Here is a 15410-nt window from a genome sequence, read left to right as displayed (position 1 = left end):
GGTTATCGGACTCCAGCGGGCGTACGGTCGTCGGTCAGGTCGGCCGGGGAGCCGAGGTGGCCCAGCACGGCGGTGGCCGCCGCGACCTGCGGCGACACCAGGTGGGTGCGGCCGCCCTTGCCCTGGCGGCCCTCGAAGTTGCGGTTGGAGGTGGAGGCGGAGCGCTCGCCCGGGGCCAGCTGGTCGGGGTTCATGCCGAGGCACATCGAGCAGCCCGCGTGCCGCCACTCGGCGCCGGCCTCCTTGAAGACCACGTCCAGCCCCTCGGAGACGGCCTGGAGGCCCACCCGCGCGGAGCCGGGCACGACCAGCATCCGTACGCCGTCGGCGACTTTGCGGTCCCGCAGGATGTCCGCGGCGGCGCGCAGATCCTCGATGCGGCCGTTGGTGCAGGAACCTACGAAGACGGTGTCCACGGTGATGGTCCGCAGCGGCTGTCCGGCCGCCAACCCCATGTACTCCAGGGCCTTTTCGGCGGCGAGGCGCTCCGAGGCGTCTTCGTACGAGGCCGGGTCGGGGACGTCCGCCGAAAGCGGTGCGCCCTGGCCGGGGTTGGTGCCCCAGGTGACGAACGGCGACAGCTCGTCGGCGCGGATGACCACCTCGGCGTCGAAGACCGCGTCGTCGTCGGTGCGCAGGGTCCTCCAGTAGGCGACGGCCTCGTCCCAGTCGGCGCCCTCGGGGGCGTCCGGGCGGCCCTGGAGGTAGGCGAAGGTCGTCTCGTCGGGGGCGATCATGCCCGCGCGGGCGCCGGCCTCGATCGACATGTTGCAGATGGTCATCCGGGCCTCCATCGAGAGCTTCTCGATGGCGGAGCCGCGGTACTCCAGGATGTAGCCCTGGCCGCCGCCGGTGCCGATCCGGGCGATGATCGCCAGGATCAGGTCCTTGGCGGTGACGCCGTCGGGCAGTTCGCCGTCGACGGTGATGGCCATGGTCTTCGGGCGGGCCAGCGGCAGCGTCTGGGTGGCCAGCACGTGCTCGACCTGGGAGGTGCCGATGCCGAACGCCAGCGCGCCGAAGGCGCCGTGCGTGGAGGTGTGCGAGTCGCCGCAGACCACGGTGGTGCCGGGCTGGGTCAGGCCCAGCTGCGGGCCGACCACGTGGACGACGCCCTGCTCGACGTCGCCGAGCGGGTGCAGGCGCACCCCGAACTCGGCGCAGTTCTTGCGCAACGTCTCCAGCTGGGCGCGGGAGACCGGGTCCGCGATGGGCTTGTCGATGTCGAGGGTCGGGGTGTTGTGGTCCTCGGTCGCGATGGTGAGGTCGAGGCGGCGGACCCGGCGGCCGTTCTTGCGGAGCCCGTCGAAGGCCTGCGGGCTGGTCACCTCGTGCAGCAGGTGCAGATCGATGTAGAGGAGGTCGGGCTCGCCCTCGGCGCGCCGGACGACGTGGTCGTCCCAGACCTTCTCCGCGAGTGTCCTACCCATCGCTTTCCCTCCGGCCGGCAAACGTCCACCGGCCCAACTAGAGATCTTGAGGAGCGGCGACTGCCCTGTCCGGGCCCCTGAAAGTCGTGATTCCGGGCGTGCACCGCCGGGCCCGTTGGTCCGCGGGCCGCTGTCTGGTTCCAGGGTGGCGCGTTCCACGGAAAATTGAACTTGCGTTTCACAGAGTGAGACGTGAGTATCGTTGCATGGACAACAGTAGCGGCGTCGGCGTTCTGGACAAGGCGGCCCTCGTCCTGAGCGCTCTGGAGTCCGGTCCGGCCACCCTCGCGGGTCTGGTCGGGGCCACCGGACTGGCACGACCCACGGCCCACCGCCTGGCCGTGGCCCTGGAACACCACCGCATGGTGGCACGCGACATGCAGGGCCGGTTCATCCTCGGCCCGCGCCTCGCGGAACTCGCGGCGGCGGCGGGCGAGGACCGCCTGCTGGCGACGGCGGGTCCCGTGCTCACCCACCTCCGCGACGTCACCGGCGAGAGCGCCCAGCTCTACCGCCGCCAGGGCGAGATGCGGATCTGCGTGGCGGCGGCGGAGCGCCTGTCCGGACTGCGGGACACCGTCCCGGTCGGCTCCACGCTCACGATGAAGGCCGGTTCCTCGGCGCAGATCCTGATGGCCTGGGAGGAGCCCGAGCGCCTGCACCGCGGTCTCCAGGGCGCCCGCTTCACGGCGACGGCCCTGTCGGGGGTGCGGCGGCGCGGCTGGGCGCAGTCGATCGGTGAGCGTGAGCCGGGCGTCGCGTCCGTCTCCGCGCCGGTGCGCGGACCCTCCAACCGGGTCGTGGCGGCCGTGTCCGTCTCCGGCCCCATCGAGCGCCTGACGCGCCACCCGGGCCGGATGCACGCCCAGGCCGTCATCGACGCGGCCGGCCGCCTCTCCGAGGCCCTGCGCCGCACGGGCTGAGGGCGGGCCGGTCCCCTCCGGCCGGGGAAGGGCGGCCCCGACGCCGCGGCGGCCCTTCCCCGACCGGAGCGGACGACCGGCGTGCCCCGGGGTGTCAGCCGGACTCCGCGCGCGCCTTCGCCAGGGCGTCGTCCAGGGAGCGCCGCACGTCGTCGGGGAGCGGCTCACCGCTCACCCAGTCGATGACGAGGCCGGCGACCGCGCGCAGCTTCCTGTTGGTGTGCTGCGAGACGTTCTTGAGGACGTCGAAGCCCTGCCGGGGGTGCAGTCCCCCGACGGCGATGACCACGCCGATCGCCTGGTCGACCACGGCGTGCGAGGTGATGGTCTTTTGTAGCTGGAGCTTCTCCCGCTCCAGGTCGGTGATCCTGGCCCCGGGGTCGACGGGCTCCGGCGTCAGCCGCGTCCCGACCTGCTCAGGTCGGGCGTCGTGCCGGAAATCCATCGCGATCACATCCCGGGGCGCTTCCCCCCGCCGGCCGTCACCGGCGGGGGGGTGACGATGACAACTCCACTTCTACCCGCGAACGACGCTCGTCCGCATCCGTCGCGCGGGTACCTCGGCCGCTGTCCGCCCCCTGGGCCCCGGCGCGGAGTAGCGTGGGGAGTACGCGGAGGTCGGTTCCCGGGAGCCCATCAGCGCGAGGATCCCCTGGTTCGGCCACGAGCCGGGGGAACCGCTTGTCCGGGCCCCGGCACACGATGGTCACTGCCCGGCGGTCTCCTCGAGGACGGCGGTGAGTTCCAGGGTGCGGCCGACCAGCGCCTGGGCGGTGGCGGCGAGGCTGACGCCACGGCTGTCGGCGTAGGCGGTGAGCAGGCGTCCCGCCTCGTGCACGGGCAGGCCGTGGTACGCGGCGACCATGCCCTTGGCGATCTCCAGCGCCGACTTGGCGGCGATGGCCATCTGCACGCGCGTGACGAGGTCGTCGGCGCGCGGTTCGGTGGGCCAGTGCATCAGCGCCAGCGCGGCGGAGTCCGCGAGCGCCTGGGCGAGATCGGCGTCGCCGTCCGGGAGGTCCCCGGTGCGGGCGTTCAACAGGGTGAGCGCGCCCAGGGTGCGGTCGCGCAGCCGCACCGGCACGGTGTGCAGGGAGCCGTACCCGGACTCGGACATGGCGGCGATCAGTTCGGGCCAGCGGTCGCGTTCGGAGGCGATGTCGGGGACGCCGCGGGCCCTGCCGGTGCGGTAGCAGTCCATGCAGGGGCCCTTGCCGGTCTGCATCTGCATCAGCTCGATGAACGCGGCCTCGTCCTCGGTGGCGGCCATCGTCCTCAGCGCACCCCGGGCGTCGGCGATCATCACCGCCGCCGCGTCCACGTCGAGCAGTTCCCGGCAGCTGTGCACCAGCCGGTGGAACAGGCTGAGGGGATCGAAGCCCGGCGCATAGGTGTCCGCAAGGTCGACGAACGCCGTCGCCAGCTTCCGCTCGCGGTTCATGCTCGCCTCCCTGGCGCTGTCGTGCTGGGTGTTCACGTGTTCACTCATGGCCCATGTCCATCGTGCCGTCGATGACGGCCCGCGCCGTGTCGAGGGAGGTGCTGCCCCGGGCGAACGCCCGCGCGCGCAGCCTCAGCAGGGCCTCCTCCGCGCTCACTCCCAACCGCACCATGATCATGCCGGTGGCCTGGTGGATCTCCTCCCGGTCCGACTCGGCCCCCTGAAGCCACAGTACGGCCCCGCCGGTCTCCGCGGAGGCGTGGTCGAGGGTGGTGACGGCGAGGGTGAGGGCGTCGGCGACCAGCAGCGCGGTGCGCACCTCGCCGACGTCGAGCGGTCCCGCGGCCGTCCGGTACAGGTCGAGGGTGCCCAGCGTGCCCCCCGCACCCGGCAGCGGTACCGAGAAGACGGCCCTCGCGCCCGCCCTCACCGCCTGCGCGCAGAAGAGCGGCCAGCGGCGGGTGTCCGGGGGGCGGGTCAGGTCGTCGGCGAACACGGGCGCCCGCAGCCGGGCGGCCTCCGTGCACGGTCCCTCGCCGAGCGTGTACTGGAACTCGGCGAGCTGAGCGGCCACGCCGTCGCTGGCGAAGAGTACGACGCCCACGCCGGCGCCCTGCCCGAGCACCGACAGCGACAGTCCCGAGAGGTCGGGCAGGAAGGCCACGCAGGTCCGCGAGAGGGCGTCCGACACGGAGGCGGGAGGGACGTCCCGGACCGCGTCGATCAGCTCCTGGGCGATCTTGGCCCGCAGAGCGTGCGCGTCCCGTTCCGCGTCCTCGCCGTCGCCCTGTGGCGCACCCGACATCACCCTCACCTCCCCGCGCGCGGCCGGCCTTCGGCCGGCACGTCCGCTCCTGCCGCGTCAGCGGGCTCGTCTCGCCCGCTCCGGCGTGACCGTCGCGTGCCGTCGCGCCCGGAGCCCTCATCACGATCGTAGCCGCGTGGGGGCGTGGAGACAGAAACGGCGAAGGCCCCCCACCGAAGTGGAGGGCCTTCCCTCTAGGTACCCCCGACCGGATTCGAACCGGCGCTACCGCCTTGAGAGGGCGGCGTGCTAGGCCGCTACACAACGGGGGCCTGGATCTCGCGTTTCCGCAGATCCGAGCTGGTCTACCTGGACTCGAACCAAGACTAACTGAACCAGAATCAGTCGTGCTGCCAATTACACCATAGACCAATGATGGTTTAGACCAGTCGTACCCCCGACCGGATTCGAACCGGCGCTACCGCCTTGAGAGGGCGGCGTGCTAGGCCGCTACACAACGGGGGCCCTAGCGATCCCGACATCGTCGAGATCAGTACCCCCGACCGGATTCGAACCGGCGCTACTGCCTTGAGAGGGCAGCGTGCTAGGCCGCTACACAACGGGGGCTTTGCAGATGAGCTCTGCGAGCTGGCCTACCTGGACTCGAACCAAGACTAACTGAACCAGAATCAGTCGTGCTGCCAATTACACCATAGGCCACTGGAACTCAAGCCCCTGCGGGGTTCTCGTTCTAGCGTGCTCCGTGGGGGTCCGGCCTTCCGGCCCGTTCCCCTCGGCGCAGGAAGAACATTACCTGAAGGTGGACGGGGCTCCAAAACGGGTTCCGCGCGGGGCAGCGCCGGGAGTTCGGCGGGGGCCGGGGGGCGGTCGCGCGACGGCCGCACACGGCTCAGGGGCGGCACCGGGGACCCCGGTGCCGCCCCTGACGTGGTCCGGCCGGTTACGCGAGCTTCGCCAGCGCCGCGTCGACGCGGGCCAGCGTCCGCTCCTTGCCCAGGATCTCCAGGGACTCGAAGAGCGGCAGGCCGACGGTGCGGCCGGTGACGGCCACCCGGACCGGCGCCTGGGCCTTGCCGAGCTTGAGTCCGTGGGCCTCACCGGCGGCCAGCACGGCCTCCTTCAGGGACTCCGCGGAGGTCCAGTCGGCCGACTCCAGCTTCTCGCGGGCCGTGCGCAGGAGCGCGTCCGAGCCCTCCTTCATCGCCTTGGCCCACGACGCCTCGTCGAAGACCGGCTCGGGCAGGAAGAGGAAGTCGACGTTGGCGGTGATCTCGGAGAGCACCTTCAGCCGGCTCTGCGCGTGCGGCGCGATCGCCTGCCACTTGGCCTCGTCGAAGTCCTCCGGCGCCCACGGGGCGAACGGCGCCCGCAGCCACGGGCGGCAGCGCTCGGTGAACTCCTTCACGTCCAGCATGCGGATGTGGTCGCCGTTGACCGACTCGCACTTCTTGAGGTCGAAGCGCGCCGGGTTGGGGTTCACGTCGGCGATGTCGAACGCGGCGACCATCTCGTCGATCGTGAAGATGTCCCTGTCCGCGGAGAGCGACCAGCCCAGCAGCGAAAGGTAGTTGAGCAGGCCCTCGGGCAGGAAGCCCTGCTCGCGGTAGAGGTTCAGGGACGCCTGCGGGTCGCGCTTGGAGAGCTTCTTGTTGCCCTCGCCCATCACGTACGGCAGGTGGCCGAAGGCCGGGGTCCCCTTGGCCACGCCCAGCTCCGTCAGCGCCCGGTACAGGGCGATCTGGCGCGGGGTGGAGGAGAGCAGGTCCTCGCCGCGCAGGACGTGGGTGATCTCCATCAGGGCGTCGTCGACCGGGTTGACCAGCGTGTACAGCGGGGCGCCGTTCGCGCGGACGATGCCGTAGTCCGGCACGTTCTCCGGGGTGAAGGTCAGCTCGCCGCGGACCAGGTCGGTGAAGGTGATCGTCTCGTCGGGCATCCGGAAGCGGACGATCGGGGTGCGGCCCTGGGCCCGGTACTCCTCGACCTGCCCGGCGCTCAGGTCGCGGCAGTGGCCGTCGTAGCCGGAGGGCCGGCCGGCGGCGCGGGCGGCCTCGCGGCGGGTGTCCAGCTCCTCCTGGGAGCAGTAGCAGTGGTAGGCGTGGCCGGCGTCCAGCAGCCTGGCGGCGACGTCCCGGTAGATGTCCATGCGCTGCGACTGGCGGTACGGCGCGTGGGGGCCGCCGGTCTCGGGGCCCTCGTCCCAGTCGAAGCCGAGCCAGCGCATCGCCTCGAGCAGCTGCTCGTAGGACTCCTCCGAGTCGCGGGCCGCGTCGGTGTCCTCGATGCGGAAGACCAGGGTGCCCTGGTGGTGCCGCGCGAACGCCCAGTTGAACAGGGCGGTGCGGATCAGCCCCACGTGGGGGTTACCGGTGGGCGAGGGACAGAAACGGACGCGTACGGGGGAGCCGGGTGCGCTAGCCACGCTTGACAACCTTGTTGGTGAGAGTGCCGATGCCTTCGATGGTGACGGCGACCTCGTCGCCGACGTGGAGGGGGCCGACCCCCGCCGGGGTGCCGGTGAGGATGACGTCGCCGGGGAGCAGCGTCATCGCCTCCGAGATGTTGACGACGAGGTCCTCGATGGAGTGGAGCATCTCGCTCGTGCGGCCGAGCTGGCGCTGTTCGCCGCCGACCGTGAGCTGGATCGTCAGGTCGTTCGCCCGCTCCAGGTCGATGTCCGTCTCCACCCAGGGGCCGAGCGGGCAGGAGGTGTCGAAGCCCTTGGCGCGGGCCCACTGCTTCTCCCGGCGCTGGACGTCACGGGCGGTGACGTCGTTGGCGCAGGTGTAGCCGAAGATCACGTCCTTGACGCGCTCGCGCGGCACCTCGCGGCACATGCGGCCGATGACGACGGCCAGCTCGGCCTCGTGGTGGAGCTCCTCGGTGAACGACGGGTACTGGATGTCATCGCCGGAGCCGATCACCGAGGTGGAGGGCTTGAGGAAGGCGAACGGCGCCTCGGGCACCTCGTTGCCCAGCTCGCGCGCGTGGTCGGCGTAGTTGCGGCCGAACGCCACGACCTTGTTGGGGAGCACCGGCGGCAGCAGCCTGACCTTGCTCAGCGGCACCTTCGTCCCGGACAGTTCGTGGTCCGCGAACGGGATGCCCTTGATGATGTCGAGGACGAGTTCGTCCTGCTTGTCGCCCTCGACCGCGCCGAAGGCGACGTTCCCGTCGATGGAGAACCTGGCGATGCGCACGGGATCCTTGCGCCCCTCACTGAGAACCGGCGGACTGACGCCCCAGGTTAACCGGTCACAGGGCCGCGCGTTCGGCCGGTACGACGGCCGTCCGGGGGTTCCGCGGCGGTGGGGGCGGCGGTCTGGGGCGCCGCCCCGGCGCCGCCGCCGGCCGGACGCGGGTCGCGGGGCCGCCGGGGACGGGACGGCGCGGCCGGGGGGAATCGTCGGGAACGCCCGGGAGCCCGGGAACGGGAGGGTCGCGGGTCGCGGGATCGTCATGCGACCCGCTTCCGGCGCTCAGGGCGGCGCGCCGGGGTGCCGCTCCGCGCGGCCGGACGCGGGCCGCGGGCCCACCCGGGAACGGGCGCGGCCGGGCGGAACGTCATGCGATCCGCCCAGCGCCGGAAGCGGCGCGCCGGAGTGCCGCCACCAGGGCGCCGCCGCCGGCCGGGTGCGGGTCTCCGGGCCACCCGGGAGTCCGGGAACGGGAGGGGCGCGGGTCGCGCGTCGCGGGGATCGTCATGCGATCTGTCCGGCGGCGCGGAGCAGCGCGCCACGGTGCCGCCACGGGACGGGCGCGGATCGCGGGACCGCCAGGGAGCCCGGGATCGAGCCGGGCGTGGTGGCGGAACGGGGCGGGCGCGGCCGGGCGGAACGTCATGCGATCCGTCCGGCGCCGGAAGCGGCGCGCCGGAGTGACGGCGCGGGCCGCACGCGGGTCGCCGGAACGCCCGGGAGACCAGGAACGGGGGCACGGGTCGCGGAGATCGCCATGCGATCCATCCGGCGGTGGGGAGCCGGCGCGCCGGGGTGCCGCCACGGGACGGGCGCGGGTCACGGGGTTGCCCGGGGCCCCGAGACGGGGACGGGCACGGGTCACGGGGCCGCCCGGGAGCCGGGAAGGGGACGGGCACGGCCGGGAGGATCGACGTCCGGTGCGGCCGACGGCGGGAGCGGCGCGACGGGGTGCCGCCACGGGACGGGCACGGGTCACGGGGCCGCCCGGGAGCCGGGAACGGGACGGGCACGGCCGGGGGGATCGTTGTTCGGTCCGTCCGGCGGCGGGGAGCAGCGCGACGGGGTGTCGGCGCGGGTCGGGCGCGGGTCGCGGGACCGCCCAGGGCCCGGGAAGGGGACGAGCACCGCCGGGCGGAACGTCATGCGATCCGTCCAGCCACGCGGAGCGGCGCGCCGAGACGCCACCGCGGGGCGGGCGCGCGGGTCGTGGGGCCGCCCGGGAGTCCGGGAACGGGACCGGCGCGGGTCACGGGAACGGTCGCGGGGCGCAAGGAACGTCATGCGATCCGTTCAGCCGCTCGGAGCGGGGCGCTGGGGTGCCCGGGACGCCGCCGCGAGACGGGCGCGGGTCACGGGAACGCCCGGGAGTCCGGGAACGGGACCGGCGCGGGTCGCGGGGGCGCCCGGGGCCCGCGCCCGGGGAGTGTGGGGTCAGGCGTCGGTGGGGGCTCCTGCGCCGGCCGGGACCTCCATGAGGACCGTGCGGCGGGGGTTGGCCGTCTGGGCGGGGAGGTCGACCGTGTGCTCCGGCAGCTCGGGCACGGCCAGGTCGCCGGCGTCCTCGAGGTGCGCGAGGGTCGTGCGCCGCGGGTTGGCAATCGGGCGGAACATCATCGTCGTCTTCACCGTTGTCGTCCTGTGCCTCTGGTCGGAGTGGCCGCTCTTGTAAAGCGTCAGGCTAAACATCCGTTTCCCCGCCGAAGGTGCCGTCCGCGCACGACATGCCTGTGAGTTTGCTCACGAACACACGTGCAAAGCGGTCAATTCCGGCCGCCAACCCGGTTGTGAAAAACGGACATTGACCCCCTGAAGCCACCATTCCGCTCCTGATCATGGCGACTGGGACACCTCGCACCCAGCGGCAACTCACAGCGGTACGCCCGGTTTGCACCGAGATCGGTCCCACGGCTGGTAACCCACCCCTCACGCCCCGTCACGTAGGTCACAGCTCGGCCCACTGCCCTTGTTGGAGATCCTGCACTGTGCTGGAATTCCACGGACCGCCGCGGGATCGAGCCGGTGCAGGGGGCGCTACGCAGCGCCGAGCGGCGGCGGGACAAGGGGGGAACCAGCGCCGGTCACTCAAGACCACCCGGGGGGCGTATTCAGGGCGCTCTCCACGACGCCGACACCGTGTCCCTCCGTCCAGCGGAGGGGCGCCTGGTCCAGAGGTTGCGACGCTAGTGCAGGGACGTTTCAAGAGGGATGGCAGCGCTTCGGCGGAGCCGGAGTCGCACGACGGGACTGGCCCCAAGAAGGGCAGCTCCTCGCCCCAGCACGCCCACAGCCAGGGTCCGGGCCCGTCCGGCGACGGCGGCGGGCGCCCCGGCGCGCCGACCCCGTCGGGCGCCACCACGGCGACGTCCGCGGGCAGCGCCGCACCGAAGGCGAAGTCCGCGCCGCTCCCGACCGCCGGTTCGCGCCTGGCCCTGCGCAACTGGCGCATCTCCACGCGTCTGGTGTCGCTGCTCGCGCTCCCCGTGGTCGCGGCGACCTCGCTGGGCGCGCTGCGCATCGACCAGAACATGAACGACATCCAGCAGCTCGACAACATGAAGCTGCTGACGGACATGACCAAGCAGGCGACCGAGCTGGCCGCCGCGCTCCAGGACGAGCGCGACCAGTCCGCCGGCCCCCTGTCGCACGGCGGCCTGAAGAAGAACGACTACCAGGTCAAGGCCTACCAGCAGAAGACCAACCGGGCCCGCGACAACTTCCTGGACGCCTCCGAGCAGATCGACGCGGCCAGCAAGGACGGCAACCTCCAGGGCGTGCGCGACGCGCTCGTCGGTCTCGCCAACCAGCTGGACGACCTGGCCAAGATCCGCGACAAGGCGTACGTCTCCAAGGACAACGCCACCCAGACGGTCGAGTCCTACCATCGGCTCATCACCCAGCTGATCGGCCTCTCCCAGGACATGGCCGAGGCGTCCAGCAACCCGGAGATGATCTCGCGTACCCGCGCCCTGGCGGCGTTCTCCACCGCCAAGGAGTACGCGTCCGTGCAGCGCGCGATGATCGCCGCCGCGCTGCCCGCGACCACCGCCACCAAGGGCGACCTCTCCGAGAACGACCGCCTCTACGGCCAGTCGGCCTACGAGAGCGAGGGCTCCGAGCTGGCGATCTTCCGGAAGATCTACGCCAACCAGGACGCCGAGTCGCTCCTCCAGCCGATCGACGACGGCAACGCGACGATCAAGACGGCCGACACCTACGCCAAGCGCTCCTTCGAGTCCCCGGACGGTCTCCAGCAGCTGCCGGCGCGTTCCTACCGCGACTGGGTGGACGCCAGCTCGACCAAGCTCGAGCAGATGAAGAAGATCGAGCACACGCTGCTCGAGGAGATGGAGCAGAAGGCCCGCGAGCTGAAGAGCGCCACCCAGCGTGACGCCATCATCTCCGGTGCCCTGATCCTCCTCGTGCTCGGCGTGTCGCTGGTCGGCGCGTTCGTCGTCGCCCGGTCCATGATCCGGTCGCTGCGCCGGCTCCAGGAGACCGCGACGCGGGTCGCCCAGGACCGGCTGCCCGAGCTGGTCAAGCAGCTCTCGGAGTCGGACCCGCAGGATGTCGACACCTCCGTGGAGTCGGTCGGTGTGCACTCCCGGGACGAGATCGGCCAGGTGGCCGCGGCCTTCGACGACGTGCACCGCGAGGCGGTCCGTCTCGCCGCCGAGCAGGCCCTGCTGCGGGGCAACGTCAACGCGATGTTCACCAACCTCTCGCGCCGCTCCCAGGGTCTGATCCAGCGTCAGCTCTCGCTCATCTCCGAGCTGGAGTCCCGCGAGGCCGACCCGGACCAGCTGTCCTCGCTGTTCAAGCTGGACCACCTCGCCACCCGTATGCGCCGTAACGGTGAGAACCTCCTCGTCCTCGCGGGTGAGGAGCCCGGCCGCCGCTGGACGCGTCCGGTGCCGCTGGTCGACGTGTTGCGCGCCGCCGCGTCCGAGGTGGAGCAGTACGAGCGCATCGAGCTGGCCTCCGTGCCGACCACCGAGGTGGCCGGCCGCGTGGTCAACGACCTCGTGCACCTGCTCGCCGAGCTGCTGGAGAACGCCACGTCGTTCTCCTCCCCGCAGACCAAGGTCAAGGTCACCGGTCACGCGCTGCCCGACGGGCGGGTGCTGATCGAGATCCACGACACCGGTATCGGCCTCTCCCCCGAGGACCTCGCGGCGATCAACGAGCGGCTGGCCTCGCCGCCCACCGTGGACGTCTCCGTCTCGCGCCGCATGGGTCTGTTCGTGGTCGGCCGGCTGTCCCAGCGGCACGGCATCCGCATCCAGCTGCGCCCCTCCGACTCCGGTGGCACGACCGCGCTGGTCATGCTCCCCGTGGACGTCGCCCAGGGCGGCAAGAAGCCGGCCACCGGCAAGCCCGGCGCGCCGCCCGTGTCCTCCGGCGGTCCGGCCGCCGCGCAGGCGGCCGCCGGCGCGGCCGCGGCCCGGCGGGCGAACGGCAACAACGGCGGTGCCCCCGGTGGTGGCGGTCTGCTCGGTGCCGGTCCCGGCCCGCGCGGCCAGGTCGGTTCCGGTCAGGGTCCCCGGGCCGCGCTGCCCGGCGCGGGCCAGGGCGGCCGTCCCGGTGGGCCGGGCGGAGCGCGCGGTCCGCAGGGCGGCGCCGGTGCCCCGCAGCAGGGCCGGCAGGCCCCGCGGCCCGGGTCGGCCTTCGAGCAGGGCACGCCTCCCGGCGGTTCAGGTGCGGGTGCCTTCGGCGGTCGGACGCCGGGTGCCCCGCAGGGCCTCCAGGCCGCGAACCCGGGCGGTCCGCGGCAGGACGCCTTCGGCGGCCGCGGCGGGCAGCGGCCCGCCGGCGCCGACCAGGGCCGCCAGCCCCAACTGCCGCCGCGCGGCGGTCCGCGGGCGGAGCTGCCCGGCGGTGCCCCGCAGTCACGCGACTCCGACCGGGGCGTCTCCCAGGCCCCGCTGTCGCGGGCCGCGATGGACACCCCGCGCGGCCACGACGAGCAGGACCCGACGCAGACGGCCCCGATGCCGCGCGTGGACGACCAGCGGTCTCCGTCCGGCACGGGTGAGTACCCGCGCCCGGAGCTGCCCGACGCCCCCGGCTCGGCCGCGCACACGGGCCAGTTCCCCCGTCCGGACGCCGCCCGGCAGCAGAACGGCTTCGGCGGCCCCGGCGCCCCGCAGGGCACCGACCCGTTCGTCCGCTCCGACGTGTTCGGCACGTCGGCGGCGCCCGCGCGGCAGGACGACGGGGGCGACCGGCACACGGGCCGGTTCCCGGCACCGCAGACCCCGCAGGCCCCCCAGGCACCGCAGGGCTACGACGGCGGGTTCGACGGCGGCTCCACCGGGCAGCACGCCCTCCCGGGCCACCAGAACCCCGCGCACACCGGGCAGTTCGAGCGGCCCCAGGCGGCCGGCCGGGACGAGTTCGGCGCCCCGCGCCCGCCCGCCCCGCAGCAGCGTCCGGTCCGCCAGGAGCCGCAGCAGCAGCGTCCGGTCCGCCAGGAGCCGGAGGCACTGCCGCCGGCCAGCGGTCCGGGTGACGGCCGTACCCCGCTGTACGACACGCTGGAGACCAACTGGTTCCACGGCACCCAGCAGCAGGAGAACGCGCCCGCGCCGCAGCAGCCGCAGGCACCCGCCCCGGCCCCCCAGCAGCGGCCCGCCTCGAACACCGGTTCCTGGCGCACCTCGCCGAACGACGAACTCGTCCGGCAGGCCGAGCGTGTACGGCAGCCCGCCGCGGGTGGAATCACCACCTCCGGCCTGCCGCGCCGCGTTCCCCGGGCGAACCTCGTCCCGGGGACCGCACAGCAGCAACAGCACCAAGCCGGTCCGCAGGTCTCGCGTGCGCCTGACGACGTACGCGGACGGCTGACCAATCTTCGTCGGGGCATCGCTCAGGGCCGTCAGGCCGGCAGCGGCCAGACCGGCAGCTTCCCGAGCCCCACTCACCAGCAGGAGCGTTAGTTGAGTCCGATGAGCCAGGCGGCACAGAACCTGAACTGGTTGATCACCAACTTCGTGGACAACACCCCTGGGGTGTCCCACACAGTGGTGGTCTCCGCCGACGGCCTTCTGCTGGCGATGTCCGAAGGGTTCCCGCGGGACCGCGCGGACCAGCTGGCCGCCGTCGCGTCCGGGCTGACCTCGTTGACGGCCGGGGCGTCCCGGATCTTCGAGGGCGGCACCGTGGCACAGACGGTCGTCGAGATGGAACGCGGGTTCCTCTTCCTGATGTCCGTCTCGGACGGGTCGTCCCTCGCGGTACTGGCCCACCCCGAGTGCGACATCGGCCTCGTCGGCTACGAGATGGCACTGCTCGTCGACCGCGCGGGTGCGGTACTCACCCCGGACCTGCGCGCCGAACTCCAGGGCAGTCTGCTTCACTGACCGCCCCCGGCACCACCCACCTCACGAAAACACCGTCCGGCCGCCACAATCCCCCCACCGGCCCCGTCAGACGGCTTGACTGACCGACTTGCTGTCCCGCCCGGAGGATTCATGACCCCGCCCACCGCCTCTCATGATCCGTACGCCGAGCCGTACGGGGACGAGGGCGACCAGCCGCTGGTTCGGCCGTACGCGATGACCGGCGGCCGGACCCGGCCGCGGTATCAGCTGGCCATCGAGGCGCTGATCAGCACCACGGCCGATCCGGCAGCGCTCATGGGACTGCTCCCTGAGCACCAGCGCATCTGCCACCTGTGCCGCGAGGTCAAGTCGGTCGCGGAGGTCTCCGCGCTGCTGGCCATGCCGCTCGGAGTGGCCCGGATCCTGGTCGCCGACCTCGCCGAGGCCGGCCTGGTCGCCATCCACCAGCCTGGTGGCGACGAGAACAACGGCGGCGCTCCGGACGTGACGCTGCTCGAAAGGGTGCTCAGTGGACTTCGCAAGCTCTGACGCGGGTCGGGCCACCACCTCCGCGAAGATCGTGGTGGCGGGCGGCTTCGGCGTGGGCAAGACCACGTTCGTCGGCGCCGTCTCGGAGATCAACCCGCTGCGCACAGAGGCCGTCATGACGTCCGCTTCCGCGGGCATCGACGACCTGACCCACACCGGGGACAAGACCACCACGACGGTGGCCATGGACTTCGGCCGTATCACCCTGGACCAGGACCTGATCCTGTACCTGTTCGGCACGCCCGGACAGGACCGGTTCTGGTTCATGTGGGACGACCTGGTCCGCGGCGCGATCGGCGCCATCGTCCTCGTGGACACCCGGCGCCTCGCCGACTGCTTCCCCGCGGTCGACTACTTCGAGAACAGCGGCCTGCCGTTCGTCATCGCCCTCAACGGCTTCGACGGCAGCCAGCCCTACTCGCCGGACGAGGTGCGCGAGGCCCTCCAGATCGGCCCCGACACCCCGATCATCACGACCGACGCCCGCCACCGCGCGGACGCCAAGTCGGCGCTGATCACGCTGGTCGAGCACGCGCTGATGGCGCGCCTGCGGTAGCACTCGGACGCGACGGGCGACAGGGCAGTTGTCGTGAAGGTTCCGGAGCCGGCTGTGGCCTTAGACACGGTCGGCTCCGGCGTTCATAACAGTTCGGCAGAGGAATCGTCCGGTCCCGCCACGCGACGCGGTCGCACGGTGCCGCTGTGCGCACGAACGCCCCGCCTTTTGGCGGGGCTCGCTCTTTATGACCGTTTTATCTCGCGTTTACAACTGCACCACCCC

General features: G+C 72.5%; 12 protein-coding genes and 5 tRNA genes. 5 read left to right on the top strand and 12 right to left on the bottom strand.

Features of this window, described 5'->3' with window-relative positions:
- Positions 1 to 2: 2 nt before the first annotated feature.
- Complete coding sequence (gene leuC / locus ACIQVT_RS26595) at positions 3 to 1430, bottom strand: 3-isopropylmalate dehydratase large subunit (RefSeq protein ID WP_403759035.1); 1428 nt, start codon at positions 1428 to 1430, stop codon at positions 3 to 5.
- A gap of 206 nt (positions 1431 to 1636) precedes the next feature.
- On the opposite strand from leuC, the gene ndgR reads away from it, so the two are divergent.
- Entirely contained in the window at positions 1637 to 2353 is a 717-nt protein-coding gene (ndgR, locus tag ACIQVT_RS26590) for an IclR family transcriptional regulator NdgR (protein ID WP_121786721.1), read from the top strand.
- Between the two features lie 94 nt (positions 2354 to 2447).
- Here the strand turns inward: ndgR and ACIQVT_RS26585 are convergent, their stop codons facing one another.
- The 11 genes from ACIQVT_RS26585 to ACIQVT_RS26535 form a co-directional block, all read right to left on the bottom strand.
- Complete coding sequence (locus ACIQVT_RS26585) at positions 2448 to 2798, bottom strand: ANTAR domain-containing protein (protein WP_403759031.1); 351 nt, start codon at positions 2796 to 2798, stop codon at positions 2448 to 2450.
- Between the two features lie 261 nt (positions 2799 to 3059).
- The gene (locus ACIQVT_RS26580) at positions 3060 to 3842 is read right to left on the bottom strand and encodes a GAF and ANTAR domain-containing protein (protein WP_403759028.1); all 783 of its coding nucleotides are present in this window, start codon (positions 3840 to 3842) and stop codon (positions 3060 to 3062) included.
- Complete coding sequence (locus ACIQVT_RS26575; protein WP_403759025.1) at positions 3835 to 4599, bottom strand: GAF and ANTAR domain-containing protein; 765 nt, start codon at positions 4597 to 4599, stop codon at positions 3835 to 3837. Before ACIQVT_RS26575 ends, ACIQVT_RS26580 begins: the two co-directional genes overlap by 8 nt.
- A gap of 199 nt (positions 4600 to 4798) precedes the next feature.
- Positions 4799 to 4871 (bottom strand) — tRNA-Glu (locus ACIQVT_RS26570).
- A 28-nt stretch (positions 4872 to 4899) separates the two neighbouring features.
- Positions 4900 to 4971, bottom strand: a tRNA-Gln gene (locus ACIQVT_RS26565).
- A gap of 20 nt (positions 4972 to 4991) precedes the next feature.
- Positions 4992 to 5064 (bottom strand) — tRNA-Glu (locus ACIQVT_RS26560).
- Between the two features lie 29 nt (positions 5065 to 5093).
- Positions 5094 to 5166: transfer RNA gene (locus ACIQVT_RS26555), tRNA-Glu, on the bottom strand.
- 21 nt (positions 5167 to 5187) lie between these two features.
- Positions 5188 to 5259 (bottom strand) — tRNA-Gln (locus tag ACIQVT_RS26550).
- A gap of 241 nt (positions 5260 to 5500) precedes the next feature.
- Positions 5501 to 6982: a glutamate--tRNA ligase gene (gene gltX / locus ACIQVT_RS26545; RefSeq protein WP_403759023.1), complete on the bottom strand. Its 1482-nt coding sequence runs from the start codon at positions 6980 to 6982 to the stop codon at positions 5501 to 5503.
- Positions 6975 to 7760 (bottom strand): fumarylacetoacetate hydrolase family protein, encoded by a 786-nt coding sequence (locus ACIQVT_RS26540; RefSeq protein ID WP_403759020.1) that lies wholly within the window; start codon positions 7758 to 7760, stop codon positions 6975 to 6977. Before ACIQVT_RS26540 ends, gltX begins: the two co-directional genes overlap by 8 nt.
- A 1431-nt stretch (positions 7761 to 9191) precedes the next feature.
- Positions 9192 to 9386: a hypothetical protein gene (locus ACIQVT_RS26535; RefSeq protein WP_403759017.1), complete on the bottom strand. Its 195-nt coding sequence runs from the start codon at positions 9384 to 9386 to the stop codon at positions 9192 to 9194.
- A gap of 557 nt (positions 9387 to 9943) precedes the next feature.
- Between ACIQVT_RS26535 and ACIQVT_RS26530 the strand changes: the two genes are divergently transcribed.
- The 4 genes from ACIQVT_RS26530 (at position 9944) to ACIQVT_RS26515 (ending at position 15185) form a co-directional block, all read left to right on the top strand.
- Positions 9944 to 13696, top strand: coding sequence for a nitrate- and nitrite sensing domain-containing protein (locus tag ACIQVT_RS26530; RefSeq protein ID WP_403759014.1), 3753 nt, complete (start codon positions 9944 to 9946; stop codon positions 13694 to 13696).
- A 9-nt stretch (positions 13697 to 13705) separates the two neighbouring features.
- Positions 13706 to 14119 carry a roadblock/LC7 domain-containing protein gene (locus ACIQVT_RS26525; RefSeq protein WP_023546525.1) on the top strand — a complete coding sequence of 138 codons (414 nt, stop codon included), beginning with the start codon at positions 13706 to 13708 and terminating at the stop codon, positions 14117 to 14119.
- A gap of 111 nt (positions 14120 to 14230) precedes the next feature.
- On the top strand, positions 14231 to 14629 hold the full coding sequence (locus ACIQVT_RS26520) for a DUF742 domain-containing protein (protein WP_019058642.1): 399 nt from the start codon (positions 14231 to 14233) through the stop codon (positions 14627 to 14629).
- On the top strand, positions 14610 to 15185 hold the full coding sequence (locus ACIQVT_RS26515; RefSeq protein WP_362225364.1) for an ATP/GTP-binding protein: 576 nt from the start codon (positions 14610 to 14612) through the stop codon (positions 15183 to 15185). Before ACIQVT_RS26520 ends, ACIQVT_RS26515 begins: the two co-directional genes overlap by 20 nt.
- Positions 15186 to 15410: the final 225 nt, after the last annotated feature.

It is taken from the genome of Streptomyces sp. NPDC100445 (assembly GCF_044759735.1).
Taxonomy (GTDB): domain Bacteria; phylum Actinomycetota; class Actinomycetes; order Streptomycetales; family Streptomycetaceae; genus Streptomyces.
The sequence above is the reverse complement of the archived record's forward strand: the minus strand, read 5'-3'. Positions and strand labels throughout refer to the sequence as shown.

What these genes read in the sequence shown, in the direction of transcription:
- ACIQVT_RS26575 (WP_403759025.1), bottom strand. Translation starts at nt 4,599, where the DNA reads ATGTCGGGTGCGCCACAGGGCGACGGCGAGGACGCGGAACGGGACGCG.
- ACIQVT_RS26520 (WP_019058642.1), top strand. Translation starts at nt 14,231, where the DNA reads ATGACCCCGCCCACCGCCTCTCATGATCCGTACGCCGAGCCGTACGGG.
- leuC (WP_403759035.1), bottom strand. Translation starts at nt 1,430, where the DNA reads ATGGGTAGGACACTCGCGGAGAAGGTCTGGGACGACCACGTCGTCCGG.
- ACIQVT_RS26525 (WP_023546525.1), top strand. Translation starts at nt 13,706, where the DNA reads ATGAGCCAGGCGGCACAGAACCTGAACTGGTTGATCACCAACTTCGTG.
- ndgR (WP_121786721.1), top strand. Translation starts at nt 1,637, where the DNA reads ATGGACAACAGTAGCGGCGTCGGCGTTCTGGACAAGGCGGCCCTCGTC.
- ACIQVT_RS26580 (WP_403759028.1), bottom strand. Translation starts at nt 3,842, where the DNA reads ATGAGTGAACACGTGAACACCCAGCACGACAGCGCCAGGGAGGCGAGC.
- ACIQVT_RS26585 (WP_403759031.1), bottom strand. Translation starts at nt 2,798, where the DNA reads ATGGATTTCCGGCACGACGCCCGACCTGAGCAGGTCGGGACGCGGCTG.